The sequence below is a fragment of the Halobacillus sp. SY10 genome (genome assembly GCF_045401165.1).
GTDB lineage: Bacteria > Bacillota > Bacilli > Bacillales > Halobacillaceae > Halobacillus > Halobacillus aidingensis.
This window is the reverse complement of record NZ_CP174345.1, coordinates 3,591,072-3,611,615: the sequence shown is the minus strand read 5'-3', so window position 1 is coordinate 3,611,615 and position 20,544 is coordinate 3,591,072. Positions and strand designations below refer to the sequence as shown.

Here is a 20,544-nt window from a genome sequence, read left to right as displayed (position 1 = left end):
GGGAACTCCTTTTCATTAGTATTAAAGAGTTACTAAGTGATGAATAATGAACACTCGCGAAAAGCAGGAAGCTGATCATTCGGCCTCCTGCTTTTTATTTAATCGTTAGATACATCGAATTCTTCACCTCCTTCATATTAAAATGAGTTGTGATCCAACGGGGCAATATAAAAGTCAAAATTTTTCATTCGGTTACCGTCTTTTTTCCTGATAGAATCGTCTAATTGTTAGAGGGGGGGGGAGGCTCTTTAATTTCATTGAATTGGATACATTGGAGCTATACATAAGGTTGGGGAAATGAGTACGAATCATAGAATGTACTTACTAGGACGGTTATAGAAAATATTTTATTGGTATTTTTAGTGATCCTGCCACAACAAGAGGAATTGGAATGAAGAAATGCATGCAGGAAAGGACTGCTTTTTTTAAGCAACCGTGAAGAATTCGTATTTGAAAAGAGCTCTGTTTAATTAGAAGCAAAAAAGTTGGATTAACGTGCTGGTTAAGTGATGAACGATCATCCGGCATGCATGATTGTCGAATTGAAAAATCAACATGTACACAATGTCGAATAACTTATTTAAGTTTCCACAATAGAAATATACACATAAGGAGATGGGGAACTATATGTTGGATAAAATTCTAAAATGGTCATTGTATTCATTGGGGGCATTATCTTTTATAGTAATTGGGGCGATAGTTTGGGTTGTTTTTTCAGGATTTCAAACAGAAAGTGATTCCATGACGAAGATGAAGGAAGTCAACGAACCAACGGAACAAAAAGAAATAAAAGCAATTGAAGAAGACGGTATTCCTTCAGAACGTTCTTTTAGGCAGGAAATACACGAAATGACGCACCAAAAGGTTCGAGCAAACGAAAAGCGCGGAAGTCAACAAATGACAGCGGACCAAATTGACCGTATGCTTGGAATATTGAAATCAGTGGAAGGAACCGAAGACCATTACGAACATTTTGATTTTTATAAGAAGTCGTTGGAAGCATGGGACAAAGGTGACTTCTCCAACGCCGTGACTGTTCACAATACCATTTGGGAATGGCAAAACGGAACGATCGGAAGGGCGACGGGACTTACGAACGAAGAAGAGGAACGTGAATATATTAAGCGAAACTTCTAACAATCACCTCTTTAGAAAAAATCTGCTTTCCAGATAAAAACCGCTCCAAAGCATTGTAGCTTTGGAGCGGTTTTGTAGGACGTTTAATACAGCAGCAATCCTTCTTCCCCTTGAGACTGAATGTCGTAAATCTTCCATGTTCCATCTTCCTTATAGAAGCGATAGGTTCCAACTTCAGAGATAGAGGAAGTCCATACATTACTTCCATTTCGTTCATAAGGGAAAATCACCGTTCTTTCCACTTCCCCCTGGGTAACTTTCACATCAGCGAATCGATTGGCAATATGAACGGCATGTCCTTGTTTCGGAGTAGTCCCTTCATATTCCACTGAATTTCCATCTTCCATTCCTTTGATGTCGTATGAATTACTGATTGATTGCATCGCTTCATAATATCCAGTAGTCCGATCTTGTGTTGCTCTTAATTTTTCATAATTCTTCGTTTCAAGAGCAGAAGTCCATTCTTCAGATAATTGGTGAATGAGGTTCACCAGATATTCTTCCGTAGGAGCATCACTTTGTTCTTTGTCTAACGCACGCTTGATCATAACAATGGATTCTGCACGGTTAGCGTTTCGGTTGGGTTTGAATTCTGTTGTGGATACACCTTGAATAATGCCGACTTTACTCGCTTGATTAATCGCTTCTAATGCCCAGTGCTGAGATACGTCTTCAAACGTTTTGACAGATCCTTTAGAAAAGTCTACACTGTCTTCCATCGCTCGAATAATGATGGTCGCTATTTCTGCTCGTGTAATGTCACGGTTTGGTGCGAAATTATTTTGTCCGACTCCATTAACCAGTCCGTGGGAAGAAGCAATACGGACGCTCTCTTCATACCACTTACCCTTAATATCTTGGAAATCCGTTTCACCATCTACTTTTTTAAGTTCTAAGGCACGATTCAAAATAGTTACGAATTCTGCGCGCGTGATCGACTGGTCTGGTCGAAGTTCTCTTTTACCATCCGACAATTCATACCCCTGAACAAGAGAAGCTTTCGCAAACTGATCAAGTTCTTCATAGGCCCAGTGTCCTTCAATATCGACCGGTTCAAATGGATAAGCATGAATTTGGAGGTTAGGAATCATTAAGGAAGCCATAACAACAGACGTCATAAACAATAATTTTTTCAAAACATTCATCCTTTATAATATTTTTAAGAGGGATCTGACTCGCAAACAACTGATATGTCCGGGATTCAAGGGTGGTTACATGAAGATAATACATAGGCGCTTTTATATGAAACTGAGATAAATACTCTTCCAAATTCACTCATGCTGGATCATCGATTGCTCTAAGCATTATAAAATAAGTTTGCAATCCCCATGTTTTCTTCTGCTCTTCTGTCTCTTTTCCTGCAATAGTCTATTCAAATTAATAACCCTGCTTTTTAGACGTAGCCAGGAATGTCGCTTGATAATAATTTGCTATGTAAAGTGTTTTAAAATCGCTAACAAATGACAAGAAGAGCCATACACCTTTGGATTAGCAACCACACTAATCCCTGAAAGGAGTGACTCTTTATGAGAAAGATTATCACAGTCATTGCTCTTTTACAATGTTGTCTATATGAGCATTATATTGTTAAGTAGGGTCTGAGTCTTCTCATAGATATAGAGAATCCATGCAAGAGCATTCATTGTAAGGAGTGGCTAGGACATCTATAGACAATGATTGAAGGAACGGGATTATCTCCTAAATAGGATAGTCCACATAAGAAGATATACAAATAGGAGCTGTTATCGTTTGGGGAAAGGTAGAGTCTGAAGGAGAGAGTAGTATCACTGTTTCAATGGATACTACTCTTTTTTGTGCATTATATATGAGTGTATGTTCATGTTAGCATGTTTTGTTGGTTCTGAATCGCATTGAAAACATAGCTGAAAGCGTATTTTAGCTTCCAACGTAATTAGGTGAAAAACAGAGGATCTGTTACATAAATGTAAAATACTGTCGAAATATAATGTGCTACGATTGTAGAGGAGAATAAACAATTCATTCATACATAATAGGGAGGTACAATTTTTTGGGGAAGAGAATTTTCAGTGTCGTGTTAGCAAGTCTTATGGTATTGGTCCTATTCGTACCGCATACTCAGGCCGCATCGAGCTCAGGCAATGAAGTGATCAAACTTGCAAAAGAACATCTTGGAACGCCATATCAGTGGAGTGGAGAAACTCCTGCAGGGTTTGATTGTTCCGGATTTACATATTACATAATGGATAAAGTAGGAGTCAATCTTTCAAGAGGTTCCTATGATCAATATAAACAGGGGACCTATGTAGCGAAATCAAATCTACAAAAAGGTGACTTGGTTTTCTTTTCAGGTACACATAAACAAGGGATTTCACATGTAGGGTTCTATATGGGAGATGGGAATATGATTTCTGCTACTAAAAGTAGAGGAATTGCTATTGACCCAGTCTTTTCGGGTTATTGGGGAGATAAGTACACGGGTGCCAAAAGGTTTTTAAATAACAATTTTTTCAGTGATGTATATAGTGGATACTGGGCCTATGATGAAATTAAACAATTACATAACGAAGGGATCATCAATGGTTATTCTGATGGAAGTTTCGGACCTACAGATCGTGTATCCAGAGCACAAGTAGCTAAGATGGTGGGCAAGTCATTGGATCTTAACCCTTCTTCCTCCGCCCAATTCAAAGATGTTTCTTCTTCACACTGGGCATATGGTTACATCAATGCGGCAGCGAATGCTGGTCTGATCACTGGTTATGAGAACGGTACATTCAAACCGGATGAAGCGATTACCAGATCTGAAATAGCAGCGATTATTAATAGAGCTTTTGAATTCAGCAATAAAAACAGTTCTTACCGCTTTAAGGATATGGAATCTTCTCACTGGGCCTACGATGATGTTTATGCCTTAGCTTCCAACTCTATCACTTCAGGATATAATGACAATACATTCCGTCCTAACAAGGAAGCAACTAGAGCTGAATTTAGTGCTTTCTTGTATCGTGCTTTGAACTAAACTATCTCACAAAGACCTATAACTCAAATGGTTGATCGGGGGGGGCATTTCCACTTCCGGTCTAGTCATATGGTAAATCCTAAAGTTCATATCAAAATATTAAACATTCCGGTAAAGCCCCCACTTCTTATCACTCAAGAAGTGGGGGCTTTAGTTGTTGAAATCCACTTTTAGCGAGCTGGCGTCCTAATTGAGGGTGCTCACACGCTTGTTAGAAACGCAATTACCTAAAAAAGCAGCTTTAGACAAGCTGCTTTAAGATAAGCTATTTTTTTAAGTTAGGATTTTCTTTTTTGGCTTCTTTTACTTCAGTTTGGCGATACCCACCAGCAATGTCGGCTTGCTTAAATTCTTTTGGATAAATGACTTCCTGTGCGTCTGATGGTTCCTCCCCATTACCTCCTATAGGTTGATACTGTGCTCTTTTGGACATAGTGTTCATCCTTTCTATTGGAATTGGGTTATGTACATAATTTACCCTCTCAAAAGACCTGATAAACACACATTTGTATTGGTCCCAAGTCTATAGAAGAAATGAGCCCATATATGACGTTAGGATAGGTGAAATGGTATATATATGATTGATCGTTTTGATTGATATATGGAAAAAAGCGATCGTTGTCATAAATAATCCGATCATCAGTCCTTTGCCGATCCGCCACTAATAAAACGTTTAGCTTTCGAAACACTAAGAGCGAAGGGAGGGATCACATCATGGCGCAAGGAAATAAAAAACTTTCAAATAAAAATGCACAAATTCATGATCGTAAAGAAGAGAAGCAGCCAAGGCCAAAACGATAATAGGATGAAAATTGACTAGCGGATAGTAAATTTTTTGTTTTAGAAAAAAGAGGGCGGAACACCAGAGGATAGGATCCATGGTGTTCCGCCCTTATGCTTCAATAGAACTGAATGTTAAAGTGATCCGTTATATGGTTAACTGGATTTCTCCAACACCAAATTCTCTTCCTTCGCATTAGCAGTTAGTACACTCACGATACCCATAATGACAAAGGCCGCAGCAGCACTGAAGAACATGGCGATAAAGATATTTCCTATTAAGTTAAGAGACGTAAAGGTGACATACAAGGAAGCCCCCGTAACGACAGCGGCGATGGCGCCATATTGGTTTGCTCGCTTCCAGAAATACCCGAGGGTGATCGGTGCGATGATTCCGGATATGATCGCGGAAAAGCTGAATTGGATCAGAAAGGCCAGGGACTCTGGTCGCTCTAATGAGAAGTAGAGAGACAAGAGTCCGACGACAATCAAGGATCCTTTCGCTACTTTCAATGATTTGTTGTCTAGTTCTTGTGCAGACAGTTTTTTGGATGAAAGGATTGGCGCAACGACACGGTACAGGTCGTTGCCGATACTTGTCGTAATTCCTAAGTACAGGCTGTCAGTACTGGATAAGATCGCAGAGATGATTCCGACGATCATGATGGCTGCGATGACACTTGGGAAAGCCTCGATGACATAGGTCGGAATCGCTGCATCAGCACTTTGCAAGCTTGGGAAGAGCACGCGGGCGGCGAGTCCACCGAGGACCATCAGCGTAGAAATGATGCATAGCACGAGCCCTGCAGATAATGTGAATGGAGCCAGGTCTTCCTCTTTTTCAATCGAAAGGACCTTGTTCAACAGGTGTGGCATTAATACGAAACTGAATAGGAGGAACTGTACAGCCATGATGGCGAGCGCACTGTTATACGGACCGCCGTCGGCAATGGCAGCCGTCAAATTCGGGTCGATGCTATGCAGGCGGTCGGTCAGCACACCGAAGACGTTCCATCCTCCACCGATGGTCCAGAAAAAGGAAACGACGATGAAGATCGAGGTGATCGCCATCAGAATTCCCTGGATGCCGTCGGTAATGATTTGTGCGAAGGCACCGCCAAGGCCGATGTAAAGAATCGTAATAGCAACACCGATGATGATGCCCCAGAAATAGGGGATACCGATGACGGTTTCAAAAATGGTCGCAAGCCCGACATTTTGTCCGACGATATAATAAACATTGAATAAGATCAGTAAAGAGACGATGGCTTGCAGGGCTTTCGAGTTATAACGTTTTCCCAGCCACTCCGGAAGTGTCGACACGTGACCGAATTTTTTCCCGTAACGCCAGAACGTTTTGGCAAAGAGAAGAAGGCCGACCCAGGAAACACCAAAGCAGCCAAGGGTGTACCAGAGTACGGCGGTCCCGTGTTCATAGGCAAGGCCTGGGACTCCGATGAATAGGTTCGCACTGGCGTAGGAGGTGGCAAAACTTGCTCCGACAAGCCAGGGGCTCACCTTTCCACGGGCGGTAGCGAAACCGGACATCGACTGGCTGTGTGCCCGTCCTTTTTTACCCACCCACGTCACAGCGGCAAAGTATACAGTTAATAAAATAATGACGGTCCATAATAATACACTGGAACTTGTAAGCATCGTTTATCGTTCTCCTTTCTTCGTCGTGTAAAAATTCTTCCATATGAATAGGCCGAGTAACCAGAATAAAGCAACAGCGATGAAATAAGTAAGGATCATATTGTTTCCTCCTGTTTTTTGAAAAATGGCAATGGGTGTGGCCCGATTTCACTAATTTCCATTTCGACTTTTAGGTTATGTGTTAAGGCGGCTTTTTCTGCCAATACATGTGTCAAAAGAGAAGGTCCTTCTTCAAGGGCAACGACGCCGACCACATAGGGCGTATGTTCCTGCCAGGCAGGATGTCCGGCCCGATGAATCACGCTCCATGTTTTCAAAATCCCCCGGCCGGAGGCTTTTTTCCATGTTAACGAATCATGAAAACAATGGGGACAGTGTTCGCGAGGGTAGAAGATCCACTGTTCACATTTGTCACATTGCTGAAGGCTGAGGTGTCCGGCTTGGATGCTTTCCCAAAAAGGCTGACTAACGGGTGTAATCGTAGGGCCGGGCAAAGATATGTTTGGTAGTTGGCTCATCTTTCTCCTCCTAACACAAGGGCTGTTGTTTCGCTTAATGTGGCTCCGTTTCCTGTCACAAGGGCCTTTCTGGCATTAGGGATTTGTCGGTTTCCAGCTTCGCCTCTCAATTGATGGACGGCTTCCACGACATGCGACATGCCGCCCGCCAAGTCCGCCTGGCCGAAGCCCAACTGGCCGCCATGCGTGTTCAATGGATAGTCACCGTCATGACCGAAACTGTGGTTTTTGACAAACTCTCCGAATTCCCCGGGCTTACATAGACCCGCACTCTCAAGGGTTGTTGCAACAACACTTGTATAACAGTCGTACAGTGAGAAAAGGTCAATGTCTTCCACGTTCGTCCGCGCTTGTTCAAGCGCTCTCGGGATTGAATAATTGAATGGCAAGGCGTCTATGCTTGGTGCCTGACTGACCGCCCGGTGGGTGATTTTTTCACCAGCTCCTTTCAGATAGACTGGTTTATGCTTCCCTTTTGCAGCTTTCTCCGCAGATGTCACGACGACGGCTGCTCCACCGGCGACAGGCATGACGATCTCAAGCAGGTGAAGCGGATCGGCTATAATTGGAGAGGCGAGAATATCTTCGACTTCAACGGGCTTGTTATAAAAAATTGCATCCGGGTTCAACTGGGCATTTTTTCTGTGCCAGTAGGCGATCCTTGCAAAATCCTCCTGGGTGGAACCGTACTCTTCCATGTGCTGTCTTTTTAAGAGCGCATAGGAAGTATTGGCTCCCGATGCACCGAAAGGCACATCAAACTCGCGGATGGGATTGCGGTTTGGGGATCGTAATGTTTCTCCTTTTTCATTTTTATTGGCTAAAACGCAGACCACTGTTTCGCACATGCCCGCCTGGATGGCTGCGGCGGCTCTCCAGATCATCCCAGGGCCTGTCGCTCCACCGAGATCGACCGTATTGGACATCGTGGGATCGATTCCTAGATATTCGGAAACCGTCGCCGGCACATGCTGCGGGGTATCCCCGACTTGTGGTCCGACGAGGAGGCCATCGACGTCTTCCTTGGAGATGCCGGCGTCCTGTATGGCGAGGCGGACGGATTCTGCAATCAAACTTAAGGTTGTTTTTCCTTCTGAATAACGGACGGGCTTCAGTTCACCGATGCCGATGATCGCCCCTTGGGGTTGGTTGGCCATTACACGAACTTCCTTTCTGGTAGTTGACGAAATGATTGTAGGCATGTTGGGTTACGTAAGGATGCTTCGTTTTTCACTTCATCTCCTAAAGTGGCTGTTTTGGCTGCTCCTTCGACTCTTTTTCCATTGATGGTATGAGGGATTTCCTCCACTTGATAAATCCGTTTCGGTACATGACGGGGAGAAGCTTTGGTCCGGATCTGCCGCCGTATTTCTTTTGCCAAGTCTTCCGTCAGATGTTCCGTAACGACACAAAGGATGATTTCTTCGTCGTTATCTTTCGGTAATCCGAATACAACGCTGTCTTTGATTTCTTTGATATGATCGACGACACCGTAAATTTCAGCCGTCCCGATGCGAACGCCTCCTGGATTTAATGTCGTATCGGCACGTCCATATATGATGAACGATTGGTCAATGGTTTGTTCGGCTAAGTCCCCATGTGTCCAAATCCCTGGTCGTTTGGAAAAATAGCTCTTGCGGTAGCGTTCTTCTCCACCTTCACCGAAAAAGGTGAGCGGCATGCTTGGGAATGGTTGCGTGCAGACAAGGTCGCCCTTTTCTTCGTAAACAGATGCTCCTCGGTCATCCAATACATCCACCGCCATTCCTAACGCTTTACACGCGATTTCGCCTTGCTTCAGAGGGTGAACCGGAGAGCCCATCACAAAGCAGCCGATGATTTCTGTTCCGCCGGAAATGGAAGCAAGGAACAGATCTTGTTTGATTGTTTGGTAGATCCAGTTGTATTGTTCAGGTGCTAAGGGAGCCCCGCAGGATAATAGACTTTTCAAAGAGTCGAGCGAATGACTGTTTTTCAAATCGACTCCTGCTTTCATCAATGTATCTAAATACTTAGGGCTTGTGCCGAAATGGGTGATGCCGACTTCATCGGCAATGTCCCACAAATGGGTGAGGGAATCCTGCCTTACGGGAGAACCGTCATACAATAGAATCGCCGCTTCACTGGCTAACCCTGAAACGAGCCATGGATACATCATCCAGGCGGTATTGGTGTACCAGAACAACACATCATCTTGCTGGACATCGCAATGCAGCTGGTGTTCTTTGACATGTTGCAGGAGCGTCCCGCCGACCGAATGGACGATCGCTTTCGGCAGCCCCGTCGTTCCTGATGTATATAAAATATATAAGGTGTGGTCAAAAGGCACGGGTTCGAACGACGGCTCTACTGCATCATTGTTGCAAAGCTCATCCCAGGAGAGAGACTGGAGTCCTTCTATAGAAGTTTCGCCTCCGAACGTGACGAGTGCAGATAGTCCATCCAAGTGCTCTGTCGTCTGTTTGATTTTGTCCACGATATCGAATGATTTCTGCTTATATTGATAAGAGGTTGCAGCAAATAATACCTTCGGCTTCACCTGACCAATGCGATCGACGATTCCTTTCGTGCCGAAGTCAGGGGAACAGGAGGTCCAGGTTGCCCCGAGTGAAGTGGTTGCAAGTAAAGCGACCAACCCTTGGATATCGTTCGTCGTGACTCCGGCGACACAATCGCCTTTTTGCACACCTAACTGTTTTAACCCTTCCTGGGCTTTAGCTACGGATTGCCTCAATTCTTCTAAAGTAATGCTTCGATGAACCCCTGTCTCATTCGCTTCATAGGCCACGGTCCGATCAAGAGAACCGCGCAGGAGGTTTTCGGAGAAATTCAACCGTGCTTCCGGAAACCATGTACTATCAGGCATCGAAGGTCCAGGGATAAACACACGGTCACCCTTCTCTCCGATAATTCCTGAATAATCCCAAACGGCTGACCAAAATTCAGAAAGGTGGGAAACGGACCAGCGATGGAACCGTTCATATGGAAAAAGCGGCTGACCGGTAGATTCAGCAAAAGCTTTGATATGTGATTGTTCTATTCTTTCGCTCGTTGGTTCCCAAAGATAAGGGGAACGCTGAGCTGTAATCGATGTAGTCATTGGATTTGTCTCCTTTCGAGTCATGAATGAGGAACGTCAATGAAGAGGGCCATGCCCTGTCCGCCACCGCCGCAAAGGGAAGCGATGCCTTTTCCTCCGCCACGTCGTTTGAGTTCATGGGCAAGAGTCAAAACAAGTCGGAATCCAGTGCCACCTAAAGGGTGACCAAGAGCGATCGCACCACCGTTAACATTGACGCGGTCATAATCGATATCAAGATCCCGGCAGCTGGCGATCACCACACTGGCAAACGCTTCATTGATTTCAAACAGATCGATATCGTCCGTCGTCAATTGATGTCTGTCTAATAATTCTTGGATGGCTTGCGATGGTTTCGTTTGTAAACTTGGATCTGGCCCGGCAATTTCGGACCAATCGATGATTTCCGCCAACGGATCCTGACCGAGTGATTCTGCTTTCTCTTTCGTGGTAACGATCCCAACGCTTGCCCCGTCTGTCATTTGAGAAGCATTGCCTGCCGTAATCGTGCCTTCGTTGGAAAAGGCGGGGGAGAGGTTGGATAACTTCTCTACTGTCGTTCCTTTGCGTACGCCTTCATCTTTTTCAAGCAAACATGAAAAAGGAGCGATTTCCGGCTGCAGCCATCCCTTTTCTTGAGCCTCTGTTGCTCGCTGCTGGGAAAGAGCGGCATATTCATCCTGTTCCTCTCGACTGATTTCATAGGAGCGGTTTTTCTCATCGGTAAGTGCACCCATCGATACATCCGTTAAGGCGCACCATAAACCGTCGTTTAGTAAGGTGTCTTTCAGCATGCTATGACCGAGTCCTGAAGAAGCCCGTACAGGAGCGGTGTGAGGTGCGTTCGTCATCGAGTCGAATCCGCCGACGACGTATAATTCTCCTTCATTCAATTGCAGTCTTCGGGAAGCATCTGCGATGGTAGCGATCCCGCCTAAGCAGACATTGTTCAATGTGATGGCAGGTGTATCGATCTCCACCCCTGCCTTATAAGCGACTTGCCTGGCAGGATTTTGGCCGCCCCCAGCCTGGATCACTTGGGCAAGCAGCACACCATCCGCCTGTTTGGCTATCGGATTTTTCTCAATTAACGCGTTTAACGCGTGCGATCCAAGTTCTGTTGCGGATTTCTTTTTCAAGGCCCCTTTCCATTTACCGAACGGGGTTCGAATGCCATCTAAAAGTACGATACTCATCTATGTAGCCACTCCTTTTTTAAAAATAGAAAGAGCCCTCTTCACAAAAATAAGAAGAGGGCTCTTGGCTCTTCTTATCTTCCAGGATCATCTCCTGCAGGAATTAGCACCTTTTCAAGCGGTTGCTTGATGGTTGCCGGGCGTCAACGGGCCAGTCCCTCTGCCTCTCTGGATAAGAAATAAGTATTCAATTGGAAAATATAAAGCCTCTCTATCAGTGATAGAGAGGCTAGAGATTATGTAAATCTCTTATCTTCCTGAGCGTTCACTCAGTAGGATTTGGCACCATGCTATGAATATAGCGGTTGCCGGGTTTCACAGGGCCAGTCCCTCCACCTCTCTGGATAAGATGTTCTTTCGTTATTTGGTTAAGTGCCATGTTAGCAAGGCAAAGCGCAGGTGTCAATAAATTTTGTAGAAAAGTGTGAAAATTTATTTTATTTAGCGTATGCTCTCAAACGTATGAGAAAACAAATAGATAGCTTAACAGCAGTGGTTTTCACTAGTATTTCGTATCTTTTTAGGTTATAAATGTGTTTATGTTTTTGAAGACTTATGTTTTGATTACCACCTAGGTTTACTCATAATTGCAAAGTCGTTTTTTCTAGGAGGAGCAGGAATTTGGATCAATAGTGTAGTAAATATTTAGTACAAGAATTTAACTCTTGTCATCCTCGCTATTACTAACAGTCAAAAGAACCTGACAAGAGAGTTTAGAAGTGAGGAAAGATATCAAATAAGGGGGCATACACATGGCAGAAGTATCTTCGATGAAGCAGGCCGTTGATGTTTTACTTAAAAAGGGATTATCCAAGCGGGACATCCTAACCAATGTAGATAACAGCCATTTCCCGTTTGAAGATGAAGAAGTTGTGATGACCTTTATTGATCTACAAATTGAGTGTTCCTCTGATGATGAATTTGGCAAGTTGGTGGAGTATTTATATGGATTTAATGATAAGCAATAATTGTTTTGTTCGTTCAACTCTTAAATTATATTAACTCTAGGCGGAAAAAAACTAGGAGGAAAGCGCAGCTCTTTTGTTTAGTAAAGAGCTGCGTTATTTTTAGTTAAGTAGTTCTAAGAGATTATTATATGAATAGGTAGATCATCACACTCTTATTAACAAATAATTAGTGATTGAAACGTTACAAGTTGATAACGCGCAAGCCTACGTTTTTATAGCACTTACCTTACGGATTTGATTTAAATTTTTCATACATAAATTGAGATGTTTTGTTATGCTTTTTGGAATTACCATCATATCATTAACTATTTCATAAAAAAGGCAGGTTATCCATTTGTGGATAACCTGCCTTTTTTATAGTTTCAAGCCGCTCCTGCTCTTAAACCGGCGTAATAACGTATGACTTTCTACACGGGTAATTCCTTCTAATGCGTATAATTCATTATTAATAAAAGATTCAAGCTCTTTGAAGTCTTTGACGAGCACATGCATATGTAAGGTGCTTGGTCCTGTCATTTGATAGCAACTGGCGACATAAGGATTGTTCGCGAGGTTTTCGGCTACCTCAACGAGGGATCGGGGCTCACAGTCGACTTCGAAAAAAGCAGAAACTTGTTTACCGACTTTTTCACTGTTGACCACAGCTGTAAACTTTTCAATTATGCCACAGTCAATCAGCTGGTTGACGCGTGAACGAACAGCAACACGGGATAAATCGAGAGTTTTCCCAATCTCCGTATAGGAAAGGCGTCCATCCTCAATCAATAATTCCAGTATTTTTTTATCTACTTCATCAATCTTCATCGAAGCGTCTTCCTGCATAACTTCCACCTCACTTCTCGACTAAAGCTCAGCCTTCAAAAATTTTACCACTAAAATAGTCCCCATTCAAACAAAGCAGGGAGAACCCGTAGAGAAAATAAAAAATTCCAATAATTTTGTCATTTGGGGTTTTAATTTTCTGAATATTGGATTATACTCAACTACAACGAAAAACCGTTTGTTAATTAAAAATCCGTTTTTGATTAACTTTCGAAATCTGTGAATGGTTATTCATTATTTTGCGGAGGGTTTTCGAAGTCGATCGCTTTCAAGTGATTTATTAAAAGAGGAGGGATGAAATGCTTGGTTTAATTGTGAAACGGATACTTCAATTGGTTTTATTACTGTTTGGAATTTCTTTTCTAGTTTTCATGAGTATGCACCTGGCTCCCGGAAATCCAGCGACTATCATAGGAGGGCCGACTGCTACGGAGTCGGATCTTGAAGCAATCCGAGCAGAGCTGGGACTCAATAAACCTGTAATGGTTCAATATTTTGATTACATAAGAGGAGTCTTACAAGGGGACCTGGGATACTCTTTCCAAAACAATCAATCTGTTTCTGAGTCGATTGTTACCCGTTTTCCACAAACGTTGAATCTAGCCGTCGCAAGTATGGTTGTTGCTGTAATCATCGGAGTACCGGCCGGAATCATCTCGGCTATCAAACAAAATTCATGGTTTGACGTCTCCAGCACTACAGTGGCCTTAGCGGGAATATCGATACCAAACTTCTGGTTAGGAGCCATGTTGATTTTGATCTTTTCTGTGGAGCTGCAATGGTTACCGGTTGGAGGACTGAATGCGCCATTTTGGACGATCGAAGGGATGAAGCAATTGATACTTCCTGCAATCACACTAGGTACAGCTTCAGCAGCCATGATTGCAAGAATGAGTCGTTCAGCCATGTTGGAAGTCATACGAGCTGACTATATTAGGACAGCAAGAGCCAAAGGTGTCAAGAAAAATGTGGTCGTATGGGTGCATGCTTTAAGAAATGCGATGATCCCTGTCATAACAGTCATTGGCCTGAATTTTGGATTCTTATTAGGAGGCACCATCATTACAGAGCAGGTCTTTGCCATCAATGGAGTTGGGAGATTGATGATTGATGCTATAGCTGCAAGAGATTTTCCCGTTGTACAAGGGACTGTTCTTTTAGTAGCGACGTTGTTTGTTGTCGTCAACCTGTTAGTCGATATCATTTATGCTTTCGTTGATCCAAGGATCAGTTATGACTAAAGAAAGGGGGGAGTACATTGGCGGAATCAAATGCTGCAGCGAGTGAACAAGTTCTTGTGAATAAGAAAAAAGTGAAGAAAGAGAAAATGGCGGTGAAGACGGCCAAGCGGTTGCTGAAAAATAAACTGGCTGTATTCGGGTTGATCATCATTACGATTCAGGTGATCCTGGCTGTATTTGCTCCTTTGTTTGCTACCTATGATCCTATCAAACAAAATTTAACGAATGCTGAATTAGGGATAGGGTCTGAAGGTCATTGGTTAGGTACCGACAACTACGGCAGGGACGTGTGGTCAAGGATTGTTTTCGGAGCAAGGATTTCCTTATTAGTCGGGATAGGATCCGTTGGGTTGGGGTTAATCGGAGGAATAGCTCTTGGTCTCGTATCCGGGTATTTTAAGAAACTGGATGGAATAATTATGAGGTTTGTAGATTTACTATTCGCTTTTCCCGGCATTTTGTTAGCGATGCTCATTATTGCCATGCTCGGTACAAGCCTTGTTAATGTAGTGATTGCCATCAGCATATGGTCGATTCCTACATGTGCAAGAATCGTAAGAGGGAGCGTCCTTTCAATTAAGAAGCAGGAATACATTCTAGCGATGAAATCTTTGGGGGCGAGCAACACCCGTATTTTGATAAAACACGTCCTTCCCAATTGCACAGCACCGATTATCGTCTTCGCTACGATGCGTATGGCAACGGCCATTCTATCGACCGCTGCCTTGAGCTTCCTGGGGTTAGGCGCACAGCCACCGACAGCAGAGTGGGGAGCCATGATTGCCGCAGGCCAGGACTTTATGTTCACATCTCCGCACCTTACCATCGTTCCCGGTATCGCTATCATGCTTGTTGTTTTTGCTTTTAATGTAGTGGGAGATGGTTTGAGAGATGCGCTTGATCCAAATATGGAGCTAGATCAATAATGAGGAGGAATGACAGTGAAGAAGTTTCGTTTGTTAAGTTTGTCGGTATTCGTTTTAATTATGATGGTGTTGGCCGCGTGCAGCAGTGAGTCCAGTTCGGAAGGCGGGGAAGGCGGATCAGGTGAAGGAGCTCCACAAGAACTCACTTATGCAACAACATCTGATGTCGTAGGTCTGTCGCCGATCGATACCAATGACTCCGTTTCTTCTGCAGTGATTGAACAAGTCTATGAAACTCTTTTTGTACGTGATCCTGAAACGATGGAGATCAAGCCCCATCTTGCAGAATCCTACGAGAATCCAGATGATCTGACATGGGTGATTAAGTTGAAAGAAGATATTACTTTCCATGATGGGACACCTTTCAATGCAGAAGCTGTCAAATATACATTTGAAGAGTTCAAAAGTGAAGAGCGAGCTGCTCCTCGTGCCTCTTTGCTGGAGCCGATTGAGTCCATCGAGGTACAAGATGAGCATACGGTTGTCATCAAGACAGCAGAACCTTATGGACCGCTTTTGGCTGCCCTTTCTCATACGAATGCTTCCATTGTCAGTCCTGAAGCAGACGAGGCTGGAGATTTAAATCAGAACCCAGTCGGAACAGGGCCTTTTGTTTTTGAAGAGTGGGTTCAAGGGGACCATGTCTCTCTTTCAAAGAATGAGGATTACTGGCAGGGAGCCCCTCAGTTAGAGAAGGTGACGATGAAGGTTGTACCAGAGTATTCCACAGCTGTTTCCATGCTTCAAACAGGGGAAGTGCAATTTATCGATGCCATACCAACAGAACAGCTCCCTCGTTTAGAATCTATGGAAAATGTAGAAATTCAGCAGAAAGCAGGGACACCGGTTTATTATTTAGGTTTTAACATGAACAAAGAACCATTCAATGATATAAACTTCCGTAAAGCTGTTTCCCACGCTGTCGACCGTGATGCTTATGTAGAACAATTGAACGGATTAGGTGTACAGAACAACAGTATCATTGGTCCGAAAGTGTTCGGTTATGACGAATCTGCTTCCGAAGAGGGATATAGATATGATCCCGAAAAAGCGAAACAATTGTTTGAAGAAAATGGTTATGAAGGGCAGGAGATTACGCTGCTTGCTGCCAACCGCGATATGTATATGAAGATGGCTGAAATTGTTCAGGCACAGCTGACAGACGCAGGTTTGAATGTGAGCATTGAAACAATGGAATGGGGCACATTTTTAGATACGACTGGGGAAGGAAACTTCGAAATGACCTTCCTGGGATGGTCTAATAGTACCGCAGATGGTAGCGAACTGCTCTACCCGAATCTGCATTCAGACAATATTGGATCCTCCAACCGTATGGCCTATGACAACAGTGAATTTGACCAGCTTGTGAACGAATCCCGGATTACAGTTGATCAGGAAGTTCGCCAGGAGAAGCTGCACGAAGCGAATGTCATGGCCGTGAACGATGGGGTCTGGGTACCGATGCATCATGGTGTGGTTACTGCTGCTTTTGACTCTTCTGTCAAAGGTTTGGAACTTGATCCGACAGGTCAATGGTCTCTTTATAATGTAAGTAGAGAGTAGGTGTAGGATGGAATCTTTATTAGATGTCAAAAACTTAGTCACCTCTTTCCGCACAGCTGATGGGAAACTCCAGGCTGTGCGGGGTGTTTCTTTTTCTGTCCATAAAGGAGAAACGTTGTGTATCGTTGGAGAATCCGGGTGCGGCAAAAGTATTACCACATTATCCGTGATGGGCCTGCTCCCTGATAATGGAGAGATTAGTGAAGGGGTCATCACTTTTAACGGAGAGGACCTGACAAAGAAAAAAGAAGAACAGATGAGAAAACATCGTGGAAACGATATTTCGATGATTTTTCAGGAGCCGATGACAGCTTTGAACCCGGTATTTACGGTAGGCTATCAAATCATGGAACCTTTGCACCTTCACACAAAACTGGGAAAAAGGGACAAGAAAAAAAGGGCCATTGAGCTTTTAAATCAAGTGGGGTTATCCAACCCGGAGAAAGTCCTTAAAAAGTATCCCCATGAATTGAGCGGGGGAATGAGACAGAGGGTCATGATTGCTATTGCTTTGGCTTGCAGTCCCTCTTTATTAATAGCCGATGAGCCTACGACTGCGCTCGATGTAACCATCCAGGCGCAGATCTTAGACTTGATTGACGATTTAAAAGAAGATTTAGGAATGGGCGTTATGATGGTGACCCATGATATGGGAGTTGTCGCAGAAGTGGCCGATCGGGTCATGGTGATGTATGCAGGCGAAGTGGTAGAAACGGGGACGGTCGAGGAGATTTTCGAAAGCCCACAGCACCCTTATACCAAAGGTTTATTAGCTTCTGTACCAAATGTGGACGACGAAAGCCACCATTTGGAGGCTATTCCGGGTACCCTTCCTAATTTGAGTGAGAAAATCTCGGGGTGTCGTTTTCATCCAAGGTGTCCTTATGCCATGGATAAGTGTAAAGAGAACGAACCTCCGCATTTTCAGGTTTCTGACCAACACCAATCCAAATGCTGGTTACACGAGGAGGTAGACACCAATGAGTATCGGAACAAAGCCTATTCTTGAAGTCAATGAAGTGAAAAAGTACTTCCCGATTAAAAGCAGCTTTTTAAAGCGGACCATTTCCAATGTTCAAGCAGTGGAGAACGTATCTGTGGATGTTATGGAAGGGGAGACATTGGGTGTCGTTGGAGAATCAGGGTGTGGCAAGTCAACCTTTGGAAGAACCATTCTTGGCTTGGAAAGTTTGACAGACGGTTCGATTAAATTCCGAGGGGAAGAAATCGGTGGGCTGTCTGAAAGCCAGTTGAAAAAGTATAAAAAAGAGATGCAGATGATTTTTCAAGACCCTTACGCTTCCTTGAACCCGAGACAGCGGATTGGTGATGCCCTGGAGGAAGCTTTTATCATCCATACGAAGCTGAATAAAAAGGAAAGAAGGGAAAGGGTCAAAAGCCTATTGCTGGAAGTTGGCTTGAAAGAAGAGCACGCGGAAAGATACCCTCATGAATTCAGTGGTGGACAGAGACAACGTATTGGAATAGCGAGAGCCGTTTCGCTAAACCCTTCACTGATTGTATGCGATGAAGCCGTATCGGCCCTTGATGTCTCCGTCCAGGCACAAATCATTCAGCTTCTTAAACAGCTGCAGACCTCCCATCAGCTGACTTATCTGTTTATTTCTCACGACTTAGGTGTTGTGAAACATATTTCGGATCGTGTGCTGGTCATGTATTTAGGAGCGACAGCAGAGCTTGCTCCGGCAGAAAAGCTTTTTTCAAATCCGTTACATCCATACACTCGGGCGCTTTTATCAGCGATTCCAAGGCCTGTCGTCGGTAGGAAAAAAGAGCGGATCCGCTTAAAGGGAGAACTCCCGAATGCGGCAGATTATCCAACGGGCTGTCCGTTTCATACACGCTGTCCGCTGGCACATGAACGCTGCCGTCAGGAGCGGCCGGAGTGGAGGGAAGTGGAAGAAGGGCATTATGTCGCCTGTCATGAAGTATAAAAAGATTTGGAAAACAACTTAAAATGGAAAAAGCATGCATGTCCAGGAAAGGAGCACAAGTATGAAGCATTTCGATCATCTTTACAATCCATATGAAACGCCGAGGCACACAACAATGGCCCGGAACGGCATGGTTGCCACATCTCAACCGTTAGCCTCCCAGGCCGGCCTGACCATTCTGCAGAAAGGAGGGAATGCCATTGATGCGGCAATCGCCACTGCTGCTGCATTGACTGTCGTCGAACCGACATCCAACGGCATTGGTGGCGATGCGTTCGCACTCGTCTGGGTGAAAGACAAACTATATGGTCTGAATGGAAGCGGCCGTTCCCCTTCCTCTCTTTCTATGGAGGAATTGAAAAGAAAGGGGCATAAGGAAATTCCGAAATATGGTTTTGTCCCTGTAACCGTCCCGGGTGCGCCAGGTACTTGGGTGGAACTGTCTGACCGCTTCGGAAAACTTCCATTCAAGGAACTGCTTGCTCCGGCCATTCGCTATGCAGAAGAGGGGTATCCAATCACCCCTGTGCTCGGAAAGTTTTGGGCAATGGCGGCTGAGAAGTTCAAAGGGACCTTGACAGGCGAAGAATTTTCTCATTGGTTCGACACTTTTGCTCCAAATGGTCGTGCACCAAAAATCGGGGAGATATGGAAATCTGAAGGTCATGCAGACACTCTAAGGAAAATCGCTGATTCTAAAGGAGAATCTTTTTATAAGGGTGAGCTGGCAGACAGAATCGACAAGTTTTCCAAACAATATGATGGCTACATATCGAAAGAGGACTTAGCAGATTATAACCCTGAATGGGTGGAACCGATTTCCGTGAACTATAAAGGGTACGACGTATGGGAAATCCCTCCGAATGGCCAGGGTATTGTTGCTTTGTCAGCACTCAATATTCTCAAAGGGTTTGAATTCCCGGAAAAAGAAACGAAAGGTACGTACCATAAGCAAATTGAAGCCATGAAGCTTGCATTCTCAGATGGTGAGAAGTATGTGGCGGATGAAGGCTATATGGACGTCAAAGCAGAAGAATTGCTGGATGATGAGTATGCCTCAAAAAGAAGAAAACAAATTGGGGAGTATGCCTGCGTTCCTGAAGCGGGGACACCTCCTAAAGGGGGGACCGTCTATTTAGCCGCAGCTGATTCAGAGGGGAATATGGTTTCCTTCATTCAAAGCAATTATATGGGCTTCGGTTCAGGTTTGGTCGTGCCGGGCACAGGAATCGCCTTACAGAACCGTGGACATAATTTCTCCTTGGACCCTGGCCATGCCAATGCGCTTGAGGGAGGAAAGAAATCTTATCACACCATCATTCCTGGTTTCCTCACAAAAGGAGCCCATCCGGTCGGCCCCTTTGGAGTCATGGGAGGTTTTATGCAGCCTCAAGGTCATGTTCAAGTGGCTATGAATACAATCGATTTTCACTTGCATCCCCAGGCTGCACTGGATGCACCAAGGTGGCAGTGGATGAAAGAAAAAACCGTATGGGTAGAGCCGCATTTCCCTAAGCATGTGGCAGAAGCCTTAGCGAGAAAAGGTCATAACATAGAAGTGCAGTTGGAGTCAGGAGCTTTTGGAAGAGGGCAGATCATCTGGCGCGACCCGGATACAGGGACCTTATATGGGGGAACGGAATCTCGTACGGACGGGACAATCTCTGCTTATTAATGGAAGGAAGATGGGTTAGAAAGGAGT

17 protein-coding genes and 2 riboswitches are annotated in these 20,544 nt (G+C 44.3%); of the genes, 9 read left to right on the top strand and 8 right to left on the bottom strand.

Annotated elements, in window-relative coordinates; translation table 11 throughout:
* Positions 1–741 precede the first annotated feature (741 nt).
* On the top strand, positions 742–1,137 hold the full coding sequence (locus tag ACJA3J_RS18390; RefSeq protein WP_406944904.1) for a DUF6241 domain-containing protein: 396 nt from the start codon (positions 742–744) through the stop codon (positions 1,135–1,137).
* An 83-nt stretch (positions 1,138–1,220) separates the two neighbouring features.
* Here the strand turns inward: ACJA3J_RS18390 and ACJA3J_RS18385 are convergent, their stop codons facing one another.
* Positions 1,221–2,273 carry an S-layer homology domain-containing protein gene (locus ACJA3J_RS18385; protein ID WP_406944903.1) on the bottom strand — a complete coding sequence of 351 codons (1,053 nt, stop codon included), beginning with the start codon at positions 2,271–2,273 and terminating at the stop codon, positions 1,221–1,223.
* 893 nt (positions 2,274–3,166) lie between these two features.
* On the opposite strand from ACJA3J_RS18385, the gene ACJA3J_RS18380 reads away from it, so the two are divergent.
* Positions 3,167–4,138 (top strand): S-layer homology domain-containing protein, encoded by a 972-nt coding sequence (locus ACJA3J_RS18380; protein WP_406944902.1) that lies wholly within the window; start codon positions 3,167–3,169, stop codon positions 4,136–4,138.
* Between the two features lie 265 nt (positions 4,139–4,403).
* Here ACJA3J_RS18380 and ACJA3J_RS18375 read toward each other — a convergent pair whose 3' ends face one another.
* From ACJA3J_RS18375 to ACJA3J_RS18350, 6 genes are all read right to left on the bottom strand, one after another.
* Entirely contained in the window at positions 4,404–4,571 is a 168-nt protein-coding gene (locus ACJA3J_RS18375; RefSeq protein ID WP_406944901.1) for a YfhE family protein, read from the bottom strand.
* Positions 4,572–5,074: 503 nt separating this feature from the next.
* Positions 5,075–6,574, bottom strand: coding sequence for a sodium:solute symporter family transporter (locus tag ACJA3J_RS18370; protein ID WP_406944900.1), 1,500 nt, complete (start codon positions 6,572–6,574; stop codon positions 5,075–5,077).
* A gap of 95 nt (positions 6,575–6,669) precedes the next feature.
* On the bottom strand, positions 6,670–7,092 hold the full coding sequence (locus ACJA3J_RS18365) for a Zn-ribbon domain-containing OB-fold protein (protein WP_406944899.1): 423 nt from the start codon (positions 7,090–7,092) through the stop codon (positions 6,670–6,672).
* Positions 7,089–8,249: a thiolase family protein gene (locus ACJA3J_RS18360; RefSeq protein ID WP_406944898.1), complete on the bottom strand. Its 1,161-nt coding sequence runs from the start codon at positions 8,247–8,249 to the stop codon at positions 7,089–7,091. Before ACJA3J_RS18360 ends, ACJA3J_RS18365 begins: the two co-directional genes overlap by 4 nt.
* Complete coding sequence (locus ACJA3J_RS18355; RefSeq protein ID WP_406944897.1) at positions 8,249–10,192, bottom strand: acetoacetate--CoA ligase; 1,944 nt, start codon at positions 10,190–10,192, stop codon at positions 8,249–8,251. The genes ACJA3J_RS18360 and ACJA3J_RS18355 overlap by 1 nt, the downstream gene beginning before the upstream one ends.
* Positions 10,193–10,212: 20 nt before the next feature.
* A complete protein-coding gene (locus tag ACJA3J_RS18350) occupies positions 10,213–11,367 on the bottom strand; it encodes an acetyl-CoA C-acyltransferase (protein ID WP_406944896.1) in 1,155 nt (384 codons plus the stop codon).
* Positions 11,368–11,438: 71 nt separating this feature from the next.
* A riboswitch (SAM riboswitch) is annotated at positions 11,439–11,546 on the bottom strand.
* A gap of 67 nt (positions 11,547–11,613) precedes the next feature.
* Positions 11,614–11,718, bottom strand: a riboswitch (SAM riboswitch).
* A gap of 401 nt (positions 11,719–12,119) precedes the next feature.
* On the opposite strand from ACJA3J_RS18350, the gene ACJA3J_RS18345 reads away from it, so the two are divergent.
* The gene (locus tag ACJA3J_RS18345) at positions 12,120–12,335 is read left to right on the top strand and encodes a hypothetical protein (protein ID WP_406944895.1); all 216 of its coding nucleotides are present in this window, start codon (positions 12,120–12,122) and stop codon (positions 12,333–12,335) included.
* 354 nt (positions 12,336–12,689) lie between these two features.
* On the opposite strand, the gene ACJA3J_RS18340 is transcribed toward ACJA3J_RS18345, so the two are convergent.
* Positions 12,690–13,139 (bottom strand): Lrp/AsnC family transcriptional regulator, encoded by a 450-nt coding sequence (locus ACJA3J_RS18340; protein WP_406944894.1) that lies wholly within the window; start codon positions 13,137–13,139, stop codon positions 12,690–12,692.
* A gap of 317 nt (positions 13,140–13,456) precedes the next feature.
* Between ACJA3J_RS18340 and nikB the strand changes: the two genes are divergently transcribed.
* From nikB to ACJA3J_RS18310, 6 genes are all read left to right on the top strand, one after another.
* Positions 13,457–14,398, top strand: a complete 942-nt coding sequence (gene nikB / locus ACJA3J_RS18335; RefSeq protein WP_406944893.1) for a nickel ABC transporter permease — start codon at positions 13,457–13,459, stop codon at positions 14,396–14,398.
* Between the two features lie 86 nt (positions 14,399–14,484).
* Positions 14,485–15,324: an ABC transporter permease gene (locus tag ACJA3J_RS18330; protein ID WP_406946325.1), complete on the top strand. Its 840-nt coding sequence runs from the start codon at positions 14,485–14,487 to the stop codon at positions 15,322–15,324.
* A gap of 60 nt (positions 15,325–15,384) precedes the next feature.
* The gene (locus ACJA3J_RS18325) at positions 15,385–16,887 is read left to right on the top strand and encodes a glutathione ABC transporter substrate-binding protein (protein WP_406946324.1); all 1,503 of its coding nucleotides are present in this window, start codon (positions 15,385–15,387) and stop codon (positions 16,885–16,887) included.
* A 7-nt stretch (positions 16,888–16,894) separates the two neighbouring features.
* Positions 16,895–17,896: an ABC transporter ATP-binding protein gene (locus ACJA3J_RS18320; RefSeq protein WP_406944892.1), complete on the top strand. Its 1,002-nt coding sequence runs from the start codon at positions 16,895–16,897 to the stop codon at positions 17,894–17,896.
* Positions 17,868–18,842, top strand: coding sequence for an ABC transporter ATP-binding protein (locus ACJA3J_RS18315; RefSeq protein ID WP_406944891.1), 975 nt, complete (start codon positions 17,868–17,870; stop codon positions 18,840–18,842). Before ACJA3J_RS18320 ends, ACJA3J_RS18315 begins: the two co-directional genes overlap by 29 nt.
* A 61-nt stretch (positions 18,843–18,903) precedes the next feature.
* A complete protein-coding gene (locus ACJA3J_RS18310; RefSeq protein ID WP_406944890.1) occupies positions 18,904–20,517 on the top strand; it encodes a gamma-glutamyltransferase family protein in 1,614 nt (537 codons plus the stop codon).
* Positions 20,518–20,544: the final 27 nt, after the last annotated feature.

What these genes read in the sequence shown, in the direction of transcription:
- ACJA3J_RS18390 (WP_406944904.1), top strand. Translation starts at nt 742, where the DNA reads ATGACGAAGATGAAGGAAGTCAACGAACCAACGGAACAAAAAGAAATA.
- ACJA3J_RS18375 (WP_406944901.1), bottom strand. Translation starts at nt 4,571, where the DNA reads ATGTCCAAAAGAGCACAGTATCAACCTATAGGAGGTAATGGGGAGGAA.
- ACJA3J_RS18370 (WP_406944900.1), bottom strand. Translation starts at nt 6,574, where the DNA reads ATGCTTACAAGTTCCAGTGTATTATTATGGACCGTCATTATTTTATTA.
- ACJA3J_RS18365 (WP_406944899.1), bottom strand. Translation starts at nt 7,092, where the DNA reads ATGAGCCAACTACCAAACATATCTTTGCCCGGCCCTACGATTACACCC.
- ACJA3J_RS18360 (WP_406944898.1), bottom strand. Translation starts at nt 8,249, where the DNA reads ATGGCCAACCAACCCCAAGGGGCGATCATCGGCATCGGTGAACTGAAG.
- ACJA3J_RS18355 (WP_406944897.1), bottom strand. Translation starts at nt 10,192, where the DNA reads ATGACTACATCGATTACAGCTCAGCGTTCCCCTTATCTTTGGGAACCA.
- ACJA3J_RS18350 (WP_406944896.1), bottom strand. Translation starts at nt 11,367, where the DNA reads ATGAGTATCGTACTTTTAGATGGCATTCGAACCCCGTTCGGTAAATGG.
- ACJA3J_RS18345 (WP_406944895.1), top strand. Translation starts at nt 12,120, where the DNA reads ATGGCAGAAGTATCTTCGATGAAGCAGGCCGTTGATGTTTTACTTAAA.
- ACJA3J_RS18340 (WP_406944894.1), bottom strand. Translation starts at nt 13,139, where the DNA reads ATGAAGATTGATGAAGTAGATAAAAAAATACTGGAATTATTGATTGAG.
- nikB (WP_406944893.1), top strand. Translation starts at nt 13,457, where the DNA reads ATGCTTGGTTTAATTGTGAAACGGATACTTCAATTGGTTTTATTACTG.
- ACJA3J_RS18330 (WP_406946325.1), top strand. Translation starts at nt 14,485, where the DNA reads ATGGCGGTGAAGACGGCCAAGCGGTTGCTGAAAAATAAACTGGCTGTA.
- ACJA3J_RS18325 (WP_406946324.1), top strand. Translation starts at nt 15,385, where the DNA reads ATGATGGTGTTGGCCGCGTGCAGCAGTGAGTCCAGTTCGGAAGGCGGG.
- ACJA3J_RS18320 (WP_406944892.1), top strand. Translation starts at nt 16,895, where the DNA reads ATGGAATCTTTATTAGATGTCAAAAACTTAGTCACCTCTTTCCGCACA.
- ACJA3J_RS18315 (WP_406944891.1), top strand. Translation starts at nt 17,868, where the DNA reads ATGAGTATCGGAACAAAGCCTATTCTTGAAGTCAATGAAGTGAAAAAG.
- ACJA3J_RS18310 (WP_406944890.1), top strand. Translation starts at nt 18,904, where the DNA reads ATGAAGCATTTCGATCATCTTTACAATCCATATGAAACGCCGAGGCAC.